Origin of the sequence: Curtobacterium sp. MCBD17_030 (genome assembly GCF_003224255.1) — a bacterium.
Lineage (GTDB): Bacteria > Actinomycetota > Actinomycetes > Actinomycetales > Microbacteriaceae > Curtobacterium.
Genome location: NZ_QKLI01000001.1, coordinates 356,286 through 372,348, shown reverse-complemented (window position 1 = coordinate 372,348; position 16,063 = coordinate 356,286). Strand labels below are relative to the sequence as shown.

14 protein-coding genes and 1 tRNA gene are annotated in these 16,063 nt (G+C 71.7%); 2 read left to right on the top strand and 13 right to left on the bottom strand.

Annotated elements, in window-relative coordinates:
- From DEI89_RS01680 to DEI89_RS01670, 3 genes are read right to left on the bottom strand one after another with little or no spacing between them, the layout of a single operon-like run.
- Positions 1-924 carry an FKBP-type peptidyl-prolyl cis-trans isomerase gene (locus DEI89_RS01680; protein WP_110902278.1) on the bottom strand — a complete coding sequence of 308 codons (924 nt, stop codon included), beginning with the start codon at positions 922-924 and terminating at the stop codon, positions 1-3.
- A 43-nt stretch (positions 925-967) separates the two neighbouring features.
- On the bottom strand, positions 968-2,104 hold the full coding sequence (locus DEI89_RS01675; protein ID WP_110902277.1) for a tRNA (adenine-N1)-methyltransferase: 1,137 nt from the start codon (positions 2,102-2,104) through the stop codon (positions 968-970).
- Entirely contained in the window at positions 2,101-2,874 is a 774-nt protein-coding gene (locus DEI89_RS01670) for an HAD family phosphatase (protein WP_258366434.1), read from the bottom strand. Before DEI89_RS01670 ends, DEI89_RS01675 begins: the two co-directional genes overlap by 4 nt.
- 134 nt (positions 2,875-3,008) lie before the next feature.
- On the opposite strand from DEI89_RS01670, the gene DEI89_RS01665 reads away from it, so the two are divergent.
- Complete coding sequence (locus DEI89_RS01665; protein WP_110902276.1) at positions 3,009-3,941, top strand: proteasome assembly chaperone family protein; 933 nt, start codon at positions 3,009-3,011, stop codon at positions 3,939-3,941.
- A gap of 226 nt (positions 3,942-4,167) precedes the next feature.
- On the opposite strand, the gene mshC is transcribed toward DEI89_RS01665, so the two are convergent.
- The 3 genes from mshC to DEI89_RS01650 all read right to left on the bottom strand — a co-directional run bounded on the left by mshC (position 4,168) and on the right by DEI89_RS01650 (position 7,596).
- Positions 4,168-5,409, bottom strand: a complete 1,242-nt coding sequence (gene mshC / locus DEI89_RS01660) for a cysteine--1-D-myo-inosityl 2-amino-2-deoxy-alpha-D-glucopyranoside ligase (protein ID WP_110902275.1) — start codon at positions 5,407-5,409, stop codon at positions 4,168-4,170.
- Positions 5,406-6,233: an undecaprenyl-diphosphate phosphatase gene (locus DEI89_RS01655; RefSeq protein WP_110902274.1), complete on the bottom strand. Its 828-nt coding sequence runs from the start codon at positions 6,231-6,233 to the stop codon at positions 5,406-5,408. The genes mshC and DEI89_RS01655 overlap by 4 nt, the downstream gene beginning before the upstream one ends.
- Positions 6,234-6,297: 64 nt before the next feature.
- Positions 6,298-7,596 carry a M20/M25/M40 family metallo-hydrolase gene (locus DEI89_RS01650; protein WP_110902273.1) on the bottom strand — a complete coding sequence of 433 codons (1,299 nt, stop codon included), beginning with the start codon at positions 7,594-7,596 and terminating at the stop codon, positions 6,298-6,300.
- 165 nt (positions 7,597-7,761) lie between these two features.
- Between DEI89_RS01650 and DEI89_RS01645 the strand changes: the two genes are divergently transcribed.
- Positions 7,762-7,847, top strand: a tRNA-Leu gene (locus DEI89_RS01645).
- Positions 7,848-8,082: 235 nt separating this feature from the next.
- Here DEI89_RS01645 and DEI89_RS01640 read toward each other — a convergent pair.
- The 7 genes from DEI89_RS01640 to DEI89_RS01610 all read right to left on the bottom strand — a co-directional run bounded on the left by DEI89_RS01640 (position 8,083) and on the right by DEI89_RS01610 (position 16,060).
- Positions 8,083-8,670: a hypothetical protein gene (locus tag DEI89_RS01640; protein WP_220033180.1), complete on the bottom strand. Its 588-nt coding sequence runs from the start codon at positions 8,668-8,670 to the stop codon at positions 8,083-8,085.
- A 26-nt stretch (positions 8,671-8,696) separates the two neighbouring features.
- Positions 8,697-9,836, bottom strand: a complete 1,140-nt coding sequence (locus DEI89_RS01635; RefSeq protein ID WP_110902272.1) for a zinc-dependent alcohol dehydrogenase — start codon at positions 9,834-9,836, stop codon at positions 8,697-8,699.
- A 181-nt stretch (positions 9,837-10,017) separates the two neighbouring features.
- Positions 10,018-11,346, bottom strand: coding sequence for an NAD(P)/FAD-dependent oxidoreductase (locus DEI89_RS01630; RefSeq protein ID WP_110902271.1), 1,329 nt, complete (start codon positions 11,344-11,346; stop codon positions 10,018-10,020).
- Positions 11,347-11,422: 76 nt separating this feature from the next.
- Positions 11,423-11,629, bottom strand: a complete 207-nt coding sequence (locus DEI89_RS01625) for a hypothetical protein (protein WP_110902270.1) — start codon at positions 11,627-11,629, stop codon at positions 11,423-11,425.
- A 13-nt stretch (positions 11,630-11,642) separates the two neighbouring features.
- Positions 11,643-13,499 carry a DEAD/DEAH box helicase gene (locus DEI89_RS01620; RefSeq protein ID WP_258368655.1) on the bottom strand — a complete coding sequence of 619 codons (1,857 nt, stop codon included), beginning with the start codon at positions 13,497-13,499 and terminating at the stop codon, positions 11,643-11,645.
- Positions 13,500-13,570: 71 nt separating this feature from the next.
- Positions 13,571-14,815: a DNA polymerase IV gene (gene dinB, locus DEI89_RS01615; RefSeq protein WP_110902269.1), complete on the bottom strand. Its 1,245-nt coding sequence runs from the start codon at positions 14,813-14,815 to the stop codon at positions 13,571-13,573.
- 78 nt (positions 14,816-14,893) lie between these two features.
- Complete coding sequence (locus DEI89_RS01610; protein ID WP_110902268.1) at positions 14,894-16,060, bottom strand: acyl-CoA dehydrogenase family protein; 1,167 nt, start codon at positions 16,058-16,060, stop codon at positions 14,894-14,896.
- Positions 16,061-16,063 lie beyond the last annotated feature (3 nt).

Genomic DNA, 16,063 nt, shown 5'->3' with positions numbered 1-16,063 from the left:
TCAGCGCGGCATCACGCCGAGCACGTCGATGACGTACGCGTACGCGGCACCCTGCTCGTGCACGATCGCCAGTACCTGGTCACCCACGTGGCGGCGGAGCAGGGCGTTCCGGATGCCGTCGACGACCTGCCCCTTCGCCAGCGGCAGCGGCTGGGAGCCCGAGCCGTCGGTCCAGCTGGAGCCCGCGACGGTCGAGTCGGCCGTGCTGCTCCCCCAGGTGACGGCGGTGTACTTCACCACGGCGGTGTCCTTCGCCGTGAGGGTCGCACCGTCGCCCTTGCGGAGCAGGTGCTGCTCGTCCTGCTTCGGGGCGGACCACGACGGGATCGTGATGCCGGGCGCGCCGTCGGGTGCGAGCACGACGGCAGGCATGCCGTCGCCCGCGAGCTGTGGCGTGCCCGTGGCGCGGGCGTCGAAGGCCCGCTTGACGTCGACGACGAAGACCGCGGCGTCCTCGGCCTTCGACCCCGAGCGACCCCGGTCCGCAGCGGTGCCGGAGAGCGCGGACTTCGGCAGTGCCACGGCCAGGCGGTCGCCCACCTGGGCGCACTCGAGCGCCTCGCCGAGCGCGCCGCCGTTGGTGGAGCCCGCCGTCAACGGCGCGGTGCTGCCGGTGTAGCCGCTGGTCTGGGCCACCGCCCCGGTGGCACCGTCGACGAGCGTGTACTCGAGCACCACGGGGGTGCCGTCGCCGATCGTGCGGCCCTCGCCCTGGCGGAGCACGGAGACCTGCGTGCCGCGGACGGTCAGACCGGCCGGCACGGTGACCTTCGGCTCGGAACCGAAGGCGCCCTTCGCCGACACGGCCTGGGACGCGGCGCCGGACGGGGCGCACGTGCTGGCCGATCCCGCACCGGGCGTGGCGCACGCGGTCAGCGACGCGAGGAGTCCGATGGTGACGACGAGTGCGGGGATGGTGCGCACGGATCCTCTTTCCGGTCGATGCAGGACGGGCACGGGGGGAAGCCTACCGGTCGCCGTCGGAGGGACCGGACGCCCCGACGACGGCTGCCGTGGCCTCGGACGCTGCCGCGACGGCGGCCTCGGACGCCGCTTCGGCAGCCGCGACCTTCCGCGCCTGGGCCGCAGCCTGACGGGCGACCTTCCGGAGCTTCTTGTCGCTTGCAGCGCGTTCGCCGACGGCGCCGGGGGTCCAGGCCTCGACGTCCTCGTCGGAGAACTCCGCCTTGCCGGCTCGACGCTTCAGGTTCGGCAGGACGACACCGTCGGCCAGTCGACGGGCCGTGATGAGGAAGCCGGTGTGCGCCACCATGCGGTGGTCGGGTCGGACTGCGAGACCCTCCACGTGCCAGGTGCGCACCAGGGTCTCGCTCGACTGCGGGTCGGTGAAGCGTCCGGTGTCGCGGAGCGCCTCGGCCGTGCGGGAGAGCTGCGTCACCGTGGCGACGTAGCAGACGATGAGACCACCGGGCGCGAGGGCGTCGGCCGCCTCGTCGACGCACTCCCAGGGCGCGAGCATGTCGAGCACGACGCGGTCGATGCTCTGCGGCTCGACGGCCCGCGGCAGTTCCTCGACCAGGTCGCCGACGGTGACCGACCAGTTGTCGGGGACGGCTCCGAGGAACGTTCCCACGTTGCCACGGGCGATCGCCGCGAACTCCTCACGTCGCTCGAAGGACTGCAGGCTGCCGCTCGGGCCGATGGCGCGGAGGAGCCAGAGCGACAGTGCGCCCGACCCGACGCCGGCCTCGACCACGCGGGCACCGGGGAAGACGTCCGCGAAGGCGACGATCTGTGCCGCGTCCTTCGGGTAGACGATCGCTGCACCGCGCGGCATTGACATGACGTAGTCGTTGAGGAGCGGGCGGAGGGCCAGGTACTCGTCGCCCGTGCTGGCCCGGATGACCGAGCCGTCCGGCTGGCCGATGACGTCGTCGTGCGCGAGCATGCCGCGGTGCGTGTGGTAGACCACGCCGGGCTCGAGCGAGAGCGTCGTGAGCTTGCCCTTCGGCCCGGTCAGCTGCACCCGGTCGCCAGCGCGGAACGGACCGCGGGGCGGGGTGTGCGGGGCACCGCCGGCGGTGTGCGGCAGCTCGACATCCGGAGCAGCAGCGGCGTCGTGCACGGTGGTGTCGTCGCTCATCGCGCGTCCCCTTCGATGGCGGGGGCCGACGTCGGGACGGAGGTCGGGCCTCCCTGGCGTTCGGCTGCCCGCGCGCTGAGCGCCGGGCCGGTGAGTTCGAGCAGGCGGTCGACGTCGACGCCGCTCAGCGTGGTGAGGTGGACGTCGCTCGCGCCCTCGGCGATCGGGACGATGTGCTCCACCGCCACGGTGACGGCGCCCGAGGCCCGGGCGGAGGCGACGCCCGTGGCCGAGTCCTCGATCGCGACGCAGGCGGTGGGTTCGACCCCGAGCTGTGCGGCGGCGGTCAGGTACGCGTCCGGGTGCGGCTTCGGACGGTCGACGTCGTCACCGGCCACGACGACCCGGAAACCGCGGGCACCGAACGCCTCGGCAGTCACGAGCGCCATCGTGCGACGGGACATCGTCACGAGGGCCGTCGGGATGCCGCGGTCGTGCAGTTCCTCGACGAGTTCACGGGCGCCGGGACGCCAGGGCAGGTCGTCGCCGTGCAGCCGCTCGACCACGAAGTCGGTCATCCACTGGACGATCTCCTCGACCTCCAGGTCGACGCCCTTGTCGCGGAGGATCTCCCCCGACCGCTCCAGGCCGCTGCCGACGAGCGACAGACCGTCCTGGTGGGTCCACTCGGCGCCGTAGCGGGCGGTGAGCACGACCTGCGACTCCTGCCAGATCGGCTCGGTGTCGATGATCGTGCCGTCCATGTCCCACAGCACGGCTGCGGGCAGCACCGATGCGGGCTGGGCGGGGGTGGGGGGTTGCGCGGTCACGGGCGACGAGTCTACCGGCGGCGCGGTCGGTGGACGGCGGCCTGTGGAGAGCGGGACTATCGTGGATGCCTGATCGTGTCCGGTCGGCACGCGCGTGAGCGCGGCGGACCACTCCACCACCAGGAGGCCCTGCCGTGCCACAGCACTCCCCCTTCAGTGACGGACGGCTCCTCGTCGTCGCGTTCGAGGGCTGGAACGACGCGGGAGAGGCCGCGAGCGGTCTCGCCCGACGCATCGTCGACTCGCTCGAGCTCGACGAACTGCGCGAGATCGACGGGGAACGCTACGTCGACTACCAGTTCAACCGGCCCGAGGTCGGTTTCGACGACGACGGCGAACGCGGAGTGCAGTGGCCCCGCATCGTCCTGCACGGCCCCAGCGCCGAGGGCCGCCCGGTGATCGGGGCGACCGGTGCCCCGACCGAACGCGACGTGTTCGTCCTCGTCGGCCCCGAACCGTCGCGCACGTGGCGCGGCTTCTGCGCCGAGGTCATCGACCTGGCCGACGTCTACTCGATCGACGCCGTCGTGTTCGTCGGCGCGATGCTCGCCGACGTGCCGCACACCCGTCCGATCTCGGTCTTCGTGTCGAGTGAGAACGCCGGCGTCCGGGCCGCGTTCGACGTGGACAAGTCGACGTACGAGGGGCCCACCGGCATCCTCGGGGTCCTCGCCGACTCGATGGACAAGGCCGGGCTCACGACGCTCTCGCTGTGGGCGTCGGTCCCGCACTACGTGCACAACGCACCCTCCCCCAAGGCCACGCTGTCGCTCCTCGACAAGATGGAGGAGCTCACCGACGTCACCGTGCCCCGCGGCACGCTGCTCGACGACGCCGCGCAGTGGGAGGAGGGCATCGACGCCCTCGCCTCGGACGACGAGGACATGGCGTCGTACATCGGGCAGCTCGAGCAGGCGCGTGACACCGTCGACTCCCCGGAGGCGTCGGGGGACGCCATCGCGCAGGAGTTCGAGCAGTACCTCCGGCGTCGCGAGCACAAGGACGGCAAGGACGGCAACGGGGCGGCCGGCGAGGGGCCGTGGCGTCCGCCGCAGCCGCCGCAGTAGGCGCGAGACCCTGACGGACGGGAGGCCCGGGACCAGCTGGTCCCGGGCCTCCCGTCCGTCAGGTGCGTGCGACAGGAACGCGACCCCGCTCGCCGAGACGGCGCGACTCGCCGCCCGCCGGTCACCGAGGTGCCGGGACACCCGCACCCCGGGCCCCGGGGCACCGGCGTGTCGGCACCTCGGCGAAGCGGGTGGGCTTGCGCGCACGCGGCACCGCGCCGCCGCTTCAGCCGATGCGGATGCCGAGGAGCGCGTCGACCAGGTCGACGAGCTCGGGCGTCGCCGCCGTGCCGGCCGCGATCGCGGTGTCGACGACGGCGACGGCGCCCGGCGTGTCGAGGTCGTCCGCGACGCGGGCTCGGAGGCGGCCGATCACCTGGTCGGCGTCGTCCTGCTCGCCGCGACCGTCCGCAGCCCAGGCGTCCCAGGACGCCAGCCGGCGCTCGGCGTCCTCGAGGTCGCCGTCGAACCACTCCCAGTCGTCCGAGTAGCGGTGCGACAGCAGCGCCAAGCGGATCGCCCGCGGATCGGCGCCGGCGTCCAGCAGACCGCGGACCGTGACCAGGTTGCCGAGCGACTTCGAGATCTTCGTGCCCTGGTAGGCGACCATGCCGGTGTGCACGAACGCGTTCGCGAGCGGCTGCTGGGCGAGGGCTGCGGCGTGCCCGGCGCTCATCTCGTGGTGCGGGAAGACCAGGTCGCTGCCGCCGCCCTGCACGCTGATCGGCAGCCCGAGGCGGTCGCCCGCGATGACGCTGCACTCGATGTGCCAGCCGGGGCGCCCGGGGCCGATCTCGGTGTCCCAGCTCGGCTCGCCCTGTCGCTCGGCACGCCACAGGAGCGGGTCGAGGGGGTCGCGCTTGCCGGGGCGGTCGGGGTCGCCGCCGCGTTCGGCGGAGAGGGCGAGCATGGTGTCGCGGTCCAGACGACTCTCGTCGCCGAGCGTCCACACGTCGTTCGCCCGGTTCACGTCGAAGTACAGGTCCTCGCCGTCGGAATCGGGCGTGGGCACGGTGTAGGCGGCGCCGGTCTCCTCGAGGTAGGCGACGGCCTCGGCGACGCGGTCGACCTCGTCCGTGACGGCCACGTAGTCGTCCGGCGGCAGGACGCGGAGGGCCTCCATGTCGCGGCGGAACAGGTCGATCTGGGACGCGGCGAGCTCCCGCCAGTCGACGCCGTCGCGAGTCGCGCGCTCGAGCAGCGGGTCGTCGACGTCGGTGGTGTTCTGGGCGTACTGCACCTGCAGGCCGGCGTCGCGCCAGACCCGGCCGAGCGTGTCGAACGCCAGGTAGGTGGCGGCATGGCCCAGGTGCGTGGCGTCGTAGGGCGTGATGCCACAGACGTACAGCGCCGCCCGGTCGGCACCGCGCGTCGGGTCGACGGGCTTGCCGGTGGCGGTGTCGTGGACGACCGGGCGGGGACCGGCGCCGGGGACCTCCGGGACGGACGGTGCCGACCAGGCCCTCATGCCTGCACCACCCCGAGCGAGAGCAGCACGATGAGGACGATGCCGAGCAGGATCCGGTAGACGACGAAGGGCATGAAGCTCCGCTTGCTGATGTAGTTCATGAAGGCGGCGATCACGACGAAGCCGACGACGAACGCCACCACGGTCGCGATGAGCGTGTCCGCCAGGCCGAACGGTGCGCCGGTGTCACCGAGGCTCGTCGCTGCCTCGTACAGGCCGGACAGGAACACCGCGGGGATCGCCAGGAGGAACGCGAACCGCGCCGCGGCCGGCCGCGTGTACCCGAGGGCGAGCCCCATCGACACGGTGGCTCCGGAGCGGGAGACACCCGGCACGAGCGCCAGGACCTGTGCCAGGCCGATCAGGATGCCGCCGGTGAAGGTCATCTGCTCGATCGGACGGACCTTGCGGCCGACGCGGTCCAGCACGCCCAGGACGACCCCGAAGACGATGAGGACGATGGCGACGATCCACAGCGACCGGAACGTGGTCTCGATGGTGTCCTGCAGGAGCAGCCCGATGACGCCGATCGGGATCGTGCCGATGATGACGAGCCATCCGACGCGGACGTCCGGGTCGTTCCGTGGCACCTTGCCGGCCAGGGCGCCGAACCACTTCCGGACGATCCGGACGATGTCCTTCCAGAAGTAGATGAGCACGGCGGTCTCGGTGCCGAGCTGCGTCACCGCCGTGAAGGCCGCGCCGGGGTCCTGTGCGTCGGGCAGGAACAACCCGACGATGCGCAGGTGGGCGCTGGAGGAGACCGGCAGGAACTCCGTCAGCCCCTGGACGAAGCCGAGGAAGATCGCTTCGAAGATGTGCACGTGTGCGGCCTTTCGCCGGTGCTGGACTCGGTTGTGCCGTCACCGACGACGACCATGCACGGTATCAGTAGGTCGCGAACAGGTCCCCGAGGACGCGGCGGCCGAACGCCAACGACTCGAGCGGGACGCGCTCGTCGACGCCGTGGAACATCGCGGGGAAGTCGACGCCGGCCGGCAGCTGCAGCGGCACGAAGCCGTACCCGGCGATGCCCAGTCGCGAGAGCGCCTTGTTGTCGGTACCGCCGGACAGCAGGTACGGCAGCACCGGAGCGCCCGGGTCGTGACGCTCGAGGACGTCCCGGACGGCGTCGACGAGCGGGCCGCCGAAGTCCTGCTCGAGCCCGACGTCCTGGTGCGTCATCGTGACCTCGACGTCGTCGCCGGCCAGTTCGCGAACCCGGGCCAGGACCGCGTCCTCGTCACCGGGCAGGCAGCGGATGTCGACGAGCGCGGTGGCCTGGTCGGGGATCACGTTGTGCTTGTACCCGGCGCTCAGGACGGTCGGGTTCGTCGTCGTGTGCAGGGCGGCGTGGATGAAGCGGGCGGCCGACCCGGTGGCGAGCGCGACCTCGTCCGGTCCGGTGGCGACCGGGTCGACGCCCAGGAACCGGGCCACCTCGGCGACCATCGCTGTGGTCGTGTCGGACAGCCGGACCGGCCACTCCTCGCTGCCGATCCGGGCGACGGCGGCGGCGATCGTGGTGACCGCGTTGTCCTTGATGACGTGCGAGCCGTGTGCCGCCGTCCCCCGCGCGGTGAGCTTCACCCACATCAGGGCCTTCTCGCCGGTCTGCAGCAGGTACGCGCGCCGGTCACCGACCGTGATCGAGTAGCCACCGACCTCGCTGATCGCCGCGCTGGCGCCGTCGAAGACCTCGGGGTGGGTGTCGACCACGTGGTGGGCGCCGAGGATGCCGCCCGCCTCCTCGTCGGCGAAGTACGCGATCACCAGGTCCCGCTCCGGGGCGCCCCGCTGCTCGATGACGTCCGACAGCGCGGTGAGCATCATCGCGTCCATGTTCTTCATGTCCACGGCGCCGCGGCCCCAGAGGGACCCGTCGCGCACCTCGCCCCCGAACGGGTCGACGGACCAGTTCGCCGGGTCGGCGGGGACGACGTCGAGGTGTCCGTGCACGACGAGTGCCGGTTTGCTGCGGTCACGGCCGGGCACGCGGGCGACGACGCTGACGCGGTCCGGTTCGGACTCGAACAGCTGCGGCGCGAGCCCGAGCTCCTGCAGCGCGGACTCGACGTAGTGCGCCGCCTCGGTCTCACCGCGCGACTTCCCCTCACCCCAGTTCGTCGTGTCGATCCGGATCAGGTCCCGCGCGATCGCCGCGGTGCGTTCCAGCTCGGACGTCATGGTCCAACGCTACCGGCGAAGCCGCTCCGACTGCGCCGCGCCCGGGATGCGCGACCGTGTTCAGCGCGCGTTCACACCCGTGCTAGTGTCTTCTCTCGGCAGGAACGCCGGGGAAACCCGGTTGAACGGCCCGGTGCGAGCATCATGTGCAACGCATCACACCCAGTCCGGGTGGCGGAATTGGTAGACGCGCTAGCTTGAGGTGCTAGTGCCCGTATTAGGGCGTAGGGGTTCAAGTCCCCTCTCGGACACGCAGTACCCGCTCTTCGGAGCACGTACTCGAACACTTGTGTTGAGACAAGCGGCGAACGGCCCTCCTTCGGGAGGGCCGTTCGTTTTGGTGCGCCCGTGATTTTGGTGCGCGTGACGGGGGCTCTGCGTTCTCCGGCCGCGACGTCACGGACGGGAGGCCCGTCACCACGTGGGCTCGCGCCTCCCGTCCGTCCCGTACGCCCTCACGGACACTGGGCCTCACGGACCAGCTCGTCAGCGCCGCGCGCGCCGCACCACCCACACGGCCACGCCGCCGATGAGCAGGTAGGGCCACATGGTGACGACCGGGTCGAGCACCCCGTGCCGCCAGTCGCTCCGGGTCGACCCGAGTCGTGCACCGATCGGACTGTCGGCCTGCTCCGCGGCGATGCCGGTCTCGCGGATCAACCGGTCCGGCCGCCCACGCAGCGCGTCCGTCACGCGGTGGGTGGCCACGTCGAGCCGGTCGCCGACGACGAGCAGCATCCAGTGCGCCAGGCGCCCCTCGCTGAACCGCCGGTACGCGTACCGCTTGACGATCCCGGCGGGACCGGCGAGCGGCTGCGCGGTCCCGAACACGGGCGTGACGTGGGCGTGCTCGATCGACCGCTCGCGTCCCTCGGCTCCGGCCTGCTGCTCGGGACGCTCCCAGTGGGCGTTGGTGGCGGAGCCGGCCTCGCGGGACAGTTTCGGCACGCTCGGCCGGTCGGCCAGGTCCAGGTCGCTCCCCCACCCCGGGATCCGTGCCCGGAGCTCGTCCGCGGACGGCAGGTCCCGGGGCTTGTCCGCCACGTAGGCGATGTGGTCGTCTGCGTTGCTCATGCTCTGCTCTCCGTTCCCGGTCCCGCTCACGGCACGATCACCGGCTTGATGCACCCGTCGAGCTTCGACGAGAACAGGTGGTAGGCCTCACCGATGTGCTCGAGCGGGATCCGGTGCGTGATGACGTCGCTCGGTTTGAGGTGCCCGGCCTGGATGTGCTCCAGCAAGCGTGGCCACTGACGCTTCACCGGCGCCTGGTTCATGTGGATCGTGACGCCCTTGTTCATCGCGTCGCCGAACTTCACGAGGTTCGGGATGGGCCCGTAGGCGCCCATCGCCGACACGGTGCCGCCCTTCCGGACGCCGTCGATCGCCCAGTTCAGCGCGACCGGCGACCCGCCCTGCATCTTCAGCTTCGCGCTCGAGACGTGCATCAGGAAGTTGCCGTCCGCTTCGGCACCGACCGCGTCGATGACGCTGTCCGCTCCGAGGAAGTCCGTCTGCTTCTTGATCTCGACGACGACGTCGTCCACCTCGGCGAAGTTGATCGTCTCGGCCTGGGCGAACTCGCGCGCCTTGGCCAGGCGGTACTCGAGCTGGTCGATGACGATCACCCGTCCGGCACCCATGAACCACGCCGACTTCGCTGCGTACAGCCCGACCGGTCCGGCACCGAGCACCACGACGGTGTCGCCCTCCCGGATCGAGGCGAGCTGCGCTCCGAAGTACCCCGTGCCCAGGGCGTCCGTCATCATCAGCGCGTCCTCCGGGTCGAGCCAGTCCGGGATCACCTGCGGGCCGACGTCGGCGAACGGCACCCGGACGCGTTCCGCCTGGCCGCCGTCGTAGCCGCCGGTGGTGTGCGAGTAGCCGAAGATGCCGCCGACCGCGGTGGCGTTCGGGTTCACGTTGTGGCAGTTCGTGAAGAGACCGCGGGCGCAGAACCAGCAGGTGCCGCAGGAGATGTGGAACGGCACCATCACCCGGTCTCCCACGTTCAGGGTCTCCACGGACGACCCGACTTGTTCGACGACCCCGATGAACTCGTGGCCGAAGGTGTGGCCGACGCGGGTGTCGGGCATCATGCCGTGGTACAGGTGCAGGTCCGACCCGCAGATCGCCGCCCGTTCGACGCGGATCACGGCGTCGTTCGGGTGCTCGATGCGGGGGTCCGGCTTGTCCTCGACGCGGACCCGGTAGGGGCCGCGGTAGGTCATGGCGCGCATGGCGCTCCTCTCGGTCGTGCCGTCCACGCTGACGGTCGGCGGATGGGAGGAGGTCCAGGGTCGCGTTCCCTGTCCCAGCCGGTAGCAGCGCACACCAGGACCGGTGGCGGACCGACGGGAGGCCCGGTACCAGCTGGTACCGGGCCTCCCGTCGGCAGGCAGTCGCGTCGCGACGCGTGCGCTAGCTCTTCGCCGCGTCGACGAAGGTGCGACGCGGGTCGGTCTCCTTGATGAGGGAGGTCGCGTCGCGGCCGGACACCGCACCGGTGACCCAGCCGATCACGATGCGCGCCTTGCGGTTCAGCGTCGGCATCGCGTACACGTGGTACGCCCGGTGCGCGAGCCAGGCCAGCAGGTTCGTCATCTTGATGCCCTTGATGTTCGCCGCACCCTTGGCGACACCGTACGAGGCGACCGTGCCGATCGACGGGTGGCGGTACTCCTCGAGCGGCTTGCCGGTGATCGACGCCACGATGTTGTCGGCGACGACGACGGCCTGACGGACGGCGTTCTGGGCGTTCGGCGGGTAGTAGGCCGGCTGCTTCTCGGCGGTCAGGTCGGGGACCTGGGCGACGTCTCCGAGGCCCCAGACACCGGGGACGACCTCGTGGGTGTCCTCGGACTCGACCTGGAGCTTCGCGTTGGCGGCGAGGTGCCCCTTCGGGCCGCGCGGAAGGTCGGTGGCGTCGAGGAGCGGGTTCGGCTTGACGCCGGCGGTCCAGACGAGCAGGCCGGTGGCGAACTCGTCGCCGTCGGACAGCTTGACGACGCCGCCCTCGCAGCTCGGCATGGTCGTCTTCAGGCGGACGTCGATGCCGCGGGCCCGGAGGGACTCGAGGGTCCACTTCGACAGCTCCGGCCCGACCTCGGGCGCGACGCGGTCGAGGGCGTCGATGAGCACCCAGCGGGGCTGCTCGCCGGCGAGGGACGGGTAGGTGGCGATCGCGGCCTGCGAGACGTCGAACAGCTCACCGATCGCCTCGACGCCGGTGTAGCCACCGCCGATGAAGATGCTGGTGAGGAGACGACGACGCTCGTCCTCGTCGCGGGTGGCGGCGGCCTTCGCGATGTTGTCGAGGAGCTTCGCACGCACGTACGCGGCTTCCTCGACGGTCTTGAAGCCGACGCCGACCTCATCGAGGCCCGGGGTCGGGAAGGTGCGGGTGACCGAACCGAGCGCGACGACGAGGTGGTCGTAGCCGAGGGTGCGGTCGTCGCCGCCGGCCGTGGCGACCGCGACGGTCTTGTCGGCCGAGGAGATGCCGGTCACCTTGCCCTGGATGACCCGGGTCTTGCGGAGCGCGCGTCGGAGTTCGACGGTGACGTCCTTGGGGGCGATGTGACCGCCGGCGACCTCGGGCAGGAACGGCAGGTACGTGTAGTACGTGTTCTGGTCCACGAGGGTGATGCGCATCGGCACCGTGGCGGCGTGCTTCTGCAGCTGCTTGACGGCGGTGTAGCCGGCCGAGCCGCCGCCGAGGACGAGGACGTGAGGGATGGAGTCTGCCATTCCTCCGGTCTACCCGATCCTGCCCGTCCCCGTCACCAGCGCCGCACCTGTCCGGGCGATCCGTACCGGATCCTGGTCACTTCCTGCCGTCCCGGAGGCGCCACCAGGCGGTCTCGGCGATCTCCCGGCCGGTGTAGACGCCGTACTGGGTGCGGCGGGACTCGTGCAGCGAGAACCGCCGGAGCCGGTAGCCGCCGCCGAACCGGTCGATGATCGCCTCGGGTGAGGAGTCCGCGTCGCGCTTGACGTACCAGGTGCGGTCGTCGTCGACGGGCTCGATCACGCGCGGACCGTCTTCACCGACGACCGCCGATGCGGGACCGCAGGATGTCGATGCGCTTCTGGATCTGCTCGATGCTCGCCTGCGCCACGGCGGGTCCCCCGCTGATCCGACGGAGTTCGGCGTGGATCGACCCGTGCGGCTCGTTCGCGTGCCGGGACCAGATCGAGACGAGGCGCTGGAGTTCGGAGCGCTGCTCCTTGATGGTCATGTACATCGGCCGGTTCTCCGGCTCCGGCGCCTTCGGCAGCCCGTCCTTCACCACGCGCCCCTTGGACCGCTTCGCCTGGGTCGCCTGGCGGGCACGGAGCAGGTCCCGCACCTGGTCGGGTTCGAGCAGCCCCGGGATGCCGATGAAGTCGAGTTCCTCGAGCGACCCGACCTCGCCCCCGGTGCCGAACTCACCGCCGTCGTAGAGCACCCGGTCGAAGGACGCCTGCGAGTCGAGCGCCTCGAACGGCTGCATGTCGAGCAGGCTCTCGGAGGCACGTTCGTCTTTGTTGGCCTCGGCGACCATGGCGTCTTCGGGGTTGTACATGCCGTCCTCGGCGTCCTTCGGACGGTCGAGTGCGTGGTCCCGCTCCAGCTCGAGGGTGGCGGCGAGGGCCATCAGGCCGGGCACGCTCGGCAGGAACACCGACGCGGTCTCACCACGACGACGGGCGCGGACGAACCGGCCGATGACCTGGGCGAAGAACAGCGGTGTGCTCGCACTCGTCGCGTACACGCCGACGCACAGACGCGGGACGTCGACGCCTTCGGAGACCATGCGGACGGCGACCATCCAGCGCGAGGTGTCCTCGGCGAAGGACTGGATGCGGCTGGAACCGGCGGCCTCGTCGGAGAGCACGACGGTGGGGCGCTCCCCGGTGATCCGCTGCAGGATGCGCGCGTAGGCCCGGGCGGTGGTCGTGTCGGTCGCGATGACCAGCCCACCGGCGTCGGGGACACCGCGGCGCACCTCGGTGAGGCGTTTGTCGGCGGCCGAGAGCACGGCGGGCATCCACTCGCCCTCGGGCGACAGGGCGGTCCGCCAGGCCTGCGCGGTGATGTCCTTCGTGACGGCTTCGCCGAGGGACGCCGACATCTCGTCGCCCATCCGGGTCTTCCAGCGCATCTGGCCGGCGTACGCCATGAACAGCACGGGTCGGACGACGCCGTCCTTGAGCGCGCGGCCGTAGCCGTAGTTGTAGTCGGAGATCGAGGTGCGGATGCCCTGCTCGTCGGGGGCGTACTGCACGAACGGGATCGGTGCAGTGTCGGAACGGAACGGGGTGCCGGAGAGCGAGAGGCGCCGGGTGGCCTTCGAGAACGCGAGCCGGATGCCGTCACCCCAGGTGAGGGCGTCGCCGCCGTGGTGCACCTCGTCGAGGACGACCAGGGTCTTGCCGCCGGCGGTGATCCGTTCGTGCACCTCGGGGTTCATGCCGACCTGGGCGTAGGTGATCGCGACGCCCTGGTAGTGCCGACCGAACATGCCGTCGCCGTTCTTGAACATCGGGTCGAGTCGGATGTTCACGCGGTCGGCGGCGTCGGCCCACTGCCGCTTGAGGTGCTCGGTCGGTGCGACGACGACGAGCCGGTCGACGGTGCCGCGGGCGAGCAGCTCGGTCGCCAGCCGCAGCGCAAAGGTCGTCTTGCCCGCGCCCGGGGTGGCCGCTGCGAGGAAGTCGCGCGGTTCCTTCTCGAAGTACTTCGTCAACGCCTCGACCTGCCAGGCACGGAGCTTCGAGGCGGTGCCCCATGCGGCTCGTTCCGGGAACGCCGGGGAGAGGTGCTCGGCGGCCGCGTTGCCCGCGACCTCGGCGATGGCGGCCGGTTCGGTCGGAGCCGGCTGGCTCGGGGCGGTCCCGTTCGCCGACGGCCCGTCCATCGGGAGTTCGGCGGGTTCCTGGTGCTCGATGTTCTCCGCTGCGCTCACTCCACCCGAGTGTACCGGCACGCTCAGTCCTGTCGGGCGTGCGGGGCACGCTGCTCGGGCGTCGCGCGGACGAGCGAGGCGGGTCGCAGCACGCCGGCGCCGAAGCGTGCGGTGACGGCGTCGACGGTGGTCTCGGTCTCGCGCCACGGCGCGTCGTCGTCCCACAGGGCGTTGCTCGCGGCTGCCGGCACCAGGTTCTCGCCGCGGACGCCGATCAGTCGGATGCGGTTGCCCGGCCGGTGCAGGACGTCGTACAGCTCGACGGCTTCGCGGTGGATCCGCTTGGCGACGTCGCTGGGTTCGGCGAGCGTGCGGGACCGGGTGAGCGTGGTGAAGTCGGTGTACCGGACCTTCAGCGCGACCGTGCGCGCCTGCACCTCGGCGCGGCGGAGCCGGACCGCGACCTTCTCGGCCAGGCGCAGCAGTTCCCGGGCGACGTCGTCGCGTTCGGTGAGGTCGCGGCCGAAGGTGACCTCGTGCCCGATCGACTTCTCGCCCACCCCGGCCTCGACGGTGCGCGGGTCGCGGCCCCACGCGAGGTCGTGCAGCCGCTGCCCGCCGGACGGTCCGAGCAGGGCCACGAGCGACGGCAGCGGCGTGGTGGCGAGGTCGCGGACGGTGTGGATCCCCCGGCGCTCGAGGGTCTCCTGCGTCTTGCCGCCGACGCCCCAGAGCGCGGAGACGGGCTGCGGGTGCAGGAACTCGATCGTGTACGCGTGCGGGACGACGAGCAAGCCGTCGGGCTTGGCGCGGCTGGACGCCAGCTTCGCCACGAACTTCGTGGACGCGGCACCGACCGAGCAGTGCAACCCGGTCTCGGCGAACACGGTCCGTCGGATCTCGGTGCCGATCTGCCACGGCGTGCCGTAGAGCCGGAGCGCACCGGCCACGTCGAGGAACGCCTCGTCGATCCCGAGGCGCTCGACCCGCGGCGTGAACCGGTCGAAGATCCGCATGACCTGGGCGGAGCGCGCGCTGTACTTCTCGAAGTGCGGCTCGACGATCACCGCCGCCGGGCACCGACGTTTCGCCACGGCCATCGGCATCGCGGAGTTGATGCCGTACCTGCGCGCCTCGTACGTGGCGGCCGTGACGACCGAGCGGTCCGAGTCGTGGCCGACGATGACCGGCAGACCGACCAGGTCGGGGCGGTCGAGCAGTTCGACGGAGGCGAAGAAGGCGTCCATGTCGACGTGCAGGACCGTCGCCGTGGCGTCGTCGACCGGCGCGTCGGTGACGAGTCGGTTCCGTCCGTCCTGCTTGCTCACCGGGTCATGCTCGCACGGACCGGCGACACCCGGACCGACGGCGCCCGCGACACCGGACCCCGCGCGACCGGGCCCGACTCAGCGGGGCAGCGGCCCGAACTCCGCCGCCGCGATCGTCCGCATCGCCGAGTCCCGCGTCGACGGGTGGTACTGGCCGGCGCGGACGTCCCGGGCCAGGCGGGCGAGTTCGTCCGACGCCCGGAACGCCGATCCGCCGACGACCCGCAGCGCCTCGTCCACCACGGACTGCGCCGTGTCCACCGCACGGGCCTTCGTGCCGACGAGCAGCGGGAACCACCGGTCGTGCTCGACGAGCTCGTCGGCGTCCCGGGCGAGCGCGTCGACCTGCAGCGCGATGGCGTCGGTCGCACTGCGCATCGCGGCGACCGCGCGCCGGACGTCCGGGTCGGCCGAGCGCCGCGTCCCGTCCATGGCGACCCGCTCGGCGACCCGCTCGACCGCCAGGGTGACGGCGCGCGAGGCGATCCCCACGTACACCGACGCCACGAGCAGTTCGAAGGCGGCGAAGATCCCGAACACGAGCGGGTCCGCCACCGGACCGACCGGCAGCACCCGGACGATGCGCTCCGCCGGCACGTGCAGCCCCTCGAGGATCGTCGTCCGGCTCTGCGTCGCCCGCATGCCGAGCGTGTCCCAGTCGTCCAGGTGCCGGACCCCGTCGTCGGCACGGACCGCGAAACCGTGCACGAGCCGCGGTTCGGTGCCCGAGGTGTCCTTCCCGAACACGCTCAGCAGGTCCCACGCGGGTGCGAGCGAGGTCGACACCTTCGTGCCGGTGAACCGGTACCCGCCCGCGCCGTCCGGCTCGGCTGTCGTCAGCGAGTCGAAGAGGACGGCGTCGTTGCCCGGCTCGCTCACCCCGAAGGCGAGCAGCCGGTCCGCCGCCGCTGCGTCCGTGACGGTCTGGAGGAACGTCCCACCCCGGACGGACACGCTGCGCGCCGCCTGCACCCAGACCTGGTGCATGCCGAGCCCGAGTGCCGTCGCCGGTGCGGCGGTCGCGAGGGTCCGCTGGACCGCAGCGGTCTCGCGGAGACCCAGCCCCGAGCCTCCGTCCCGGATCGGCACCCCGATCCGGAGGTACCCCGCCTGCCGGAGCTCCGCCAGGTCCTCCGCGCAGAAGGCGTTGTCGGTGTCGTAGCCGGGGGCGCGTGCGGCGATGCGTGCCAGGAGGTCGTCCGGAACGGTCCAGGGACGTCGCTTGCCGGGAGTGGACTCGGTCATGGG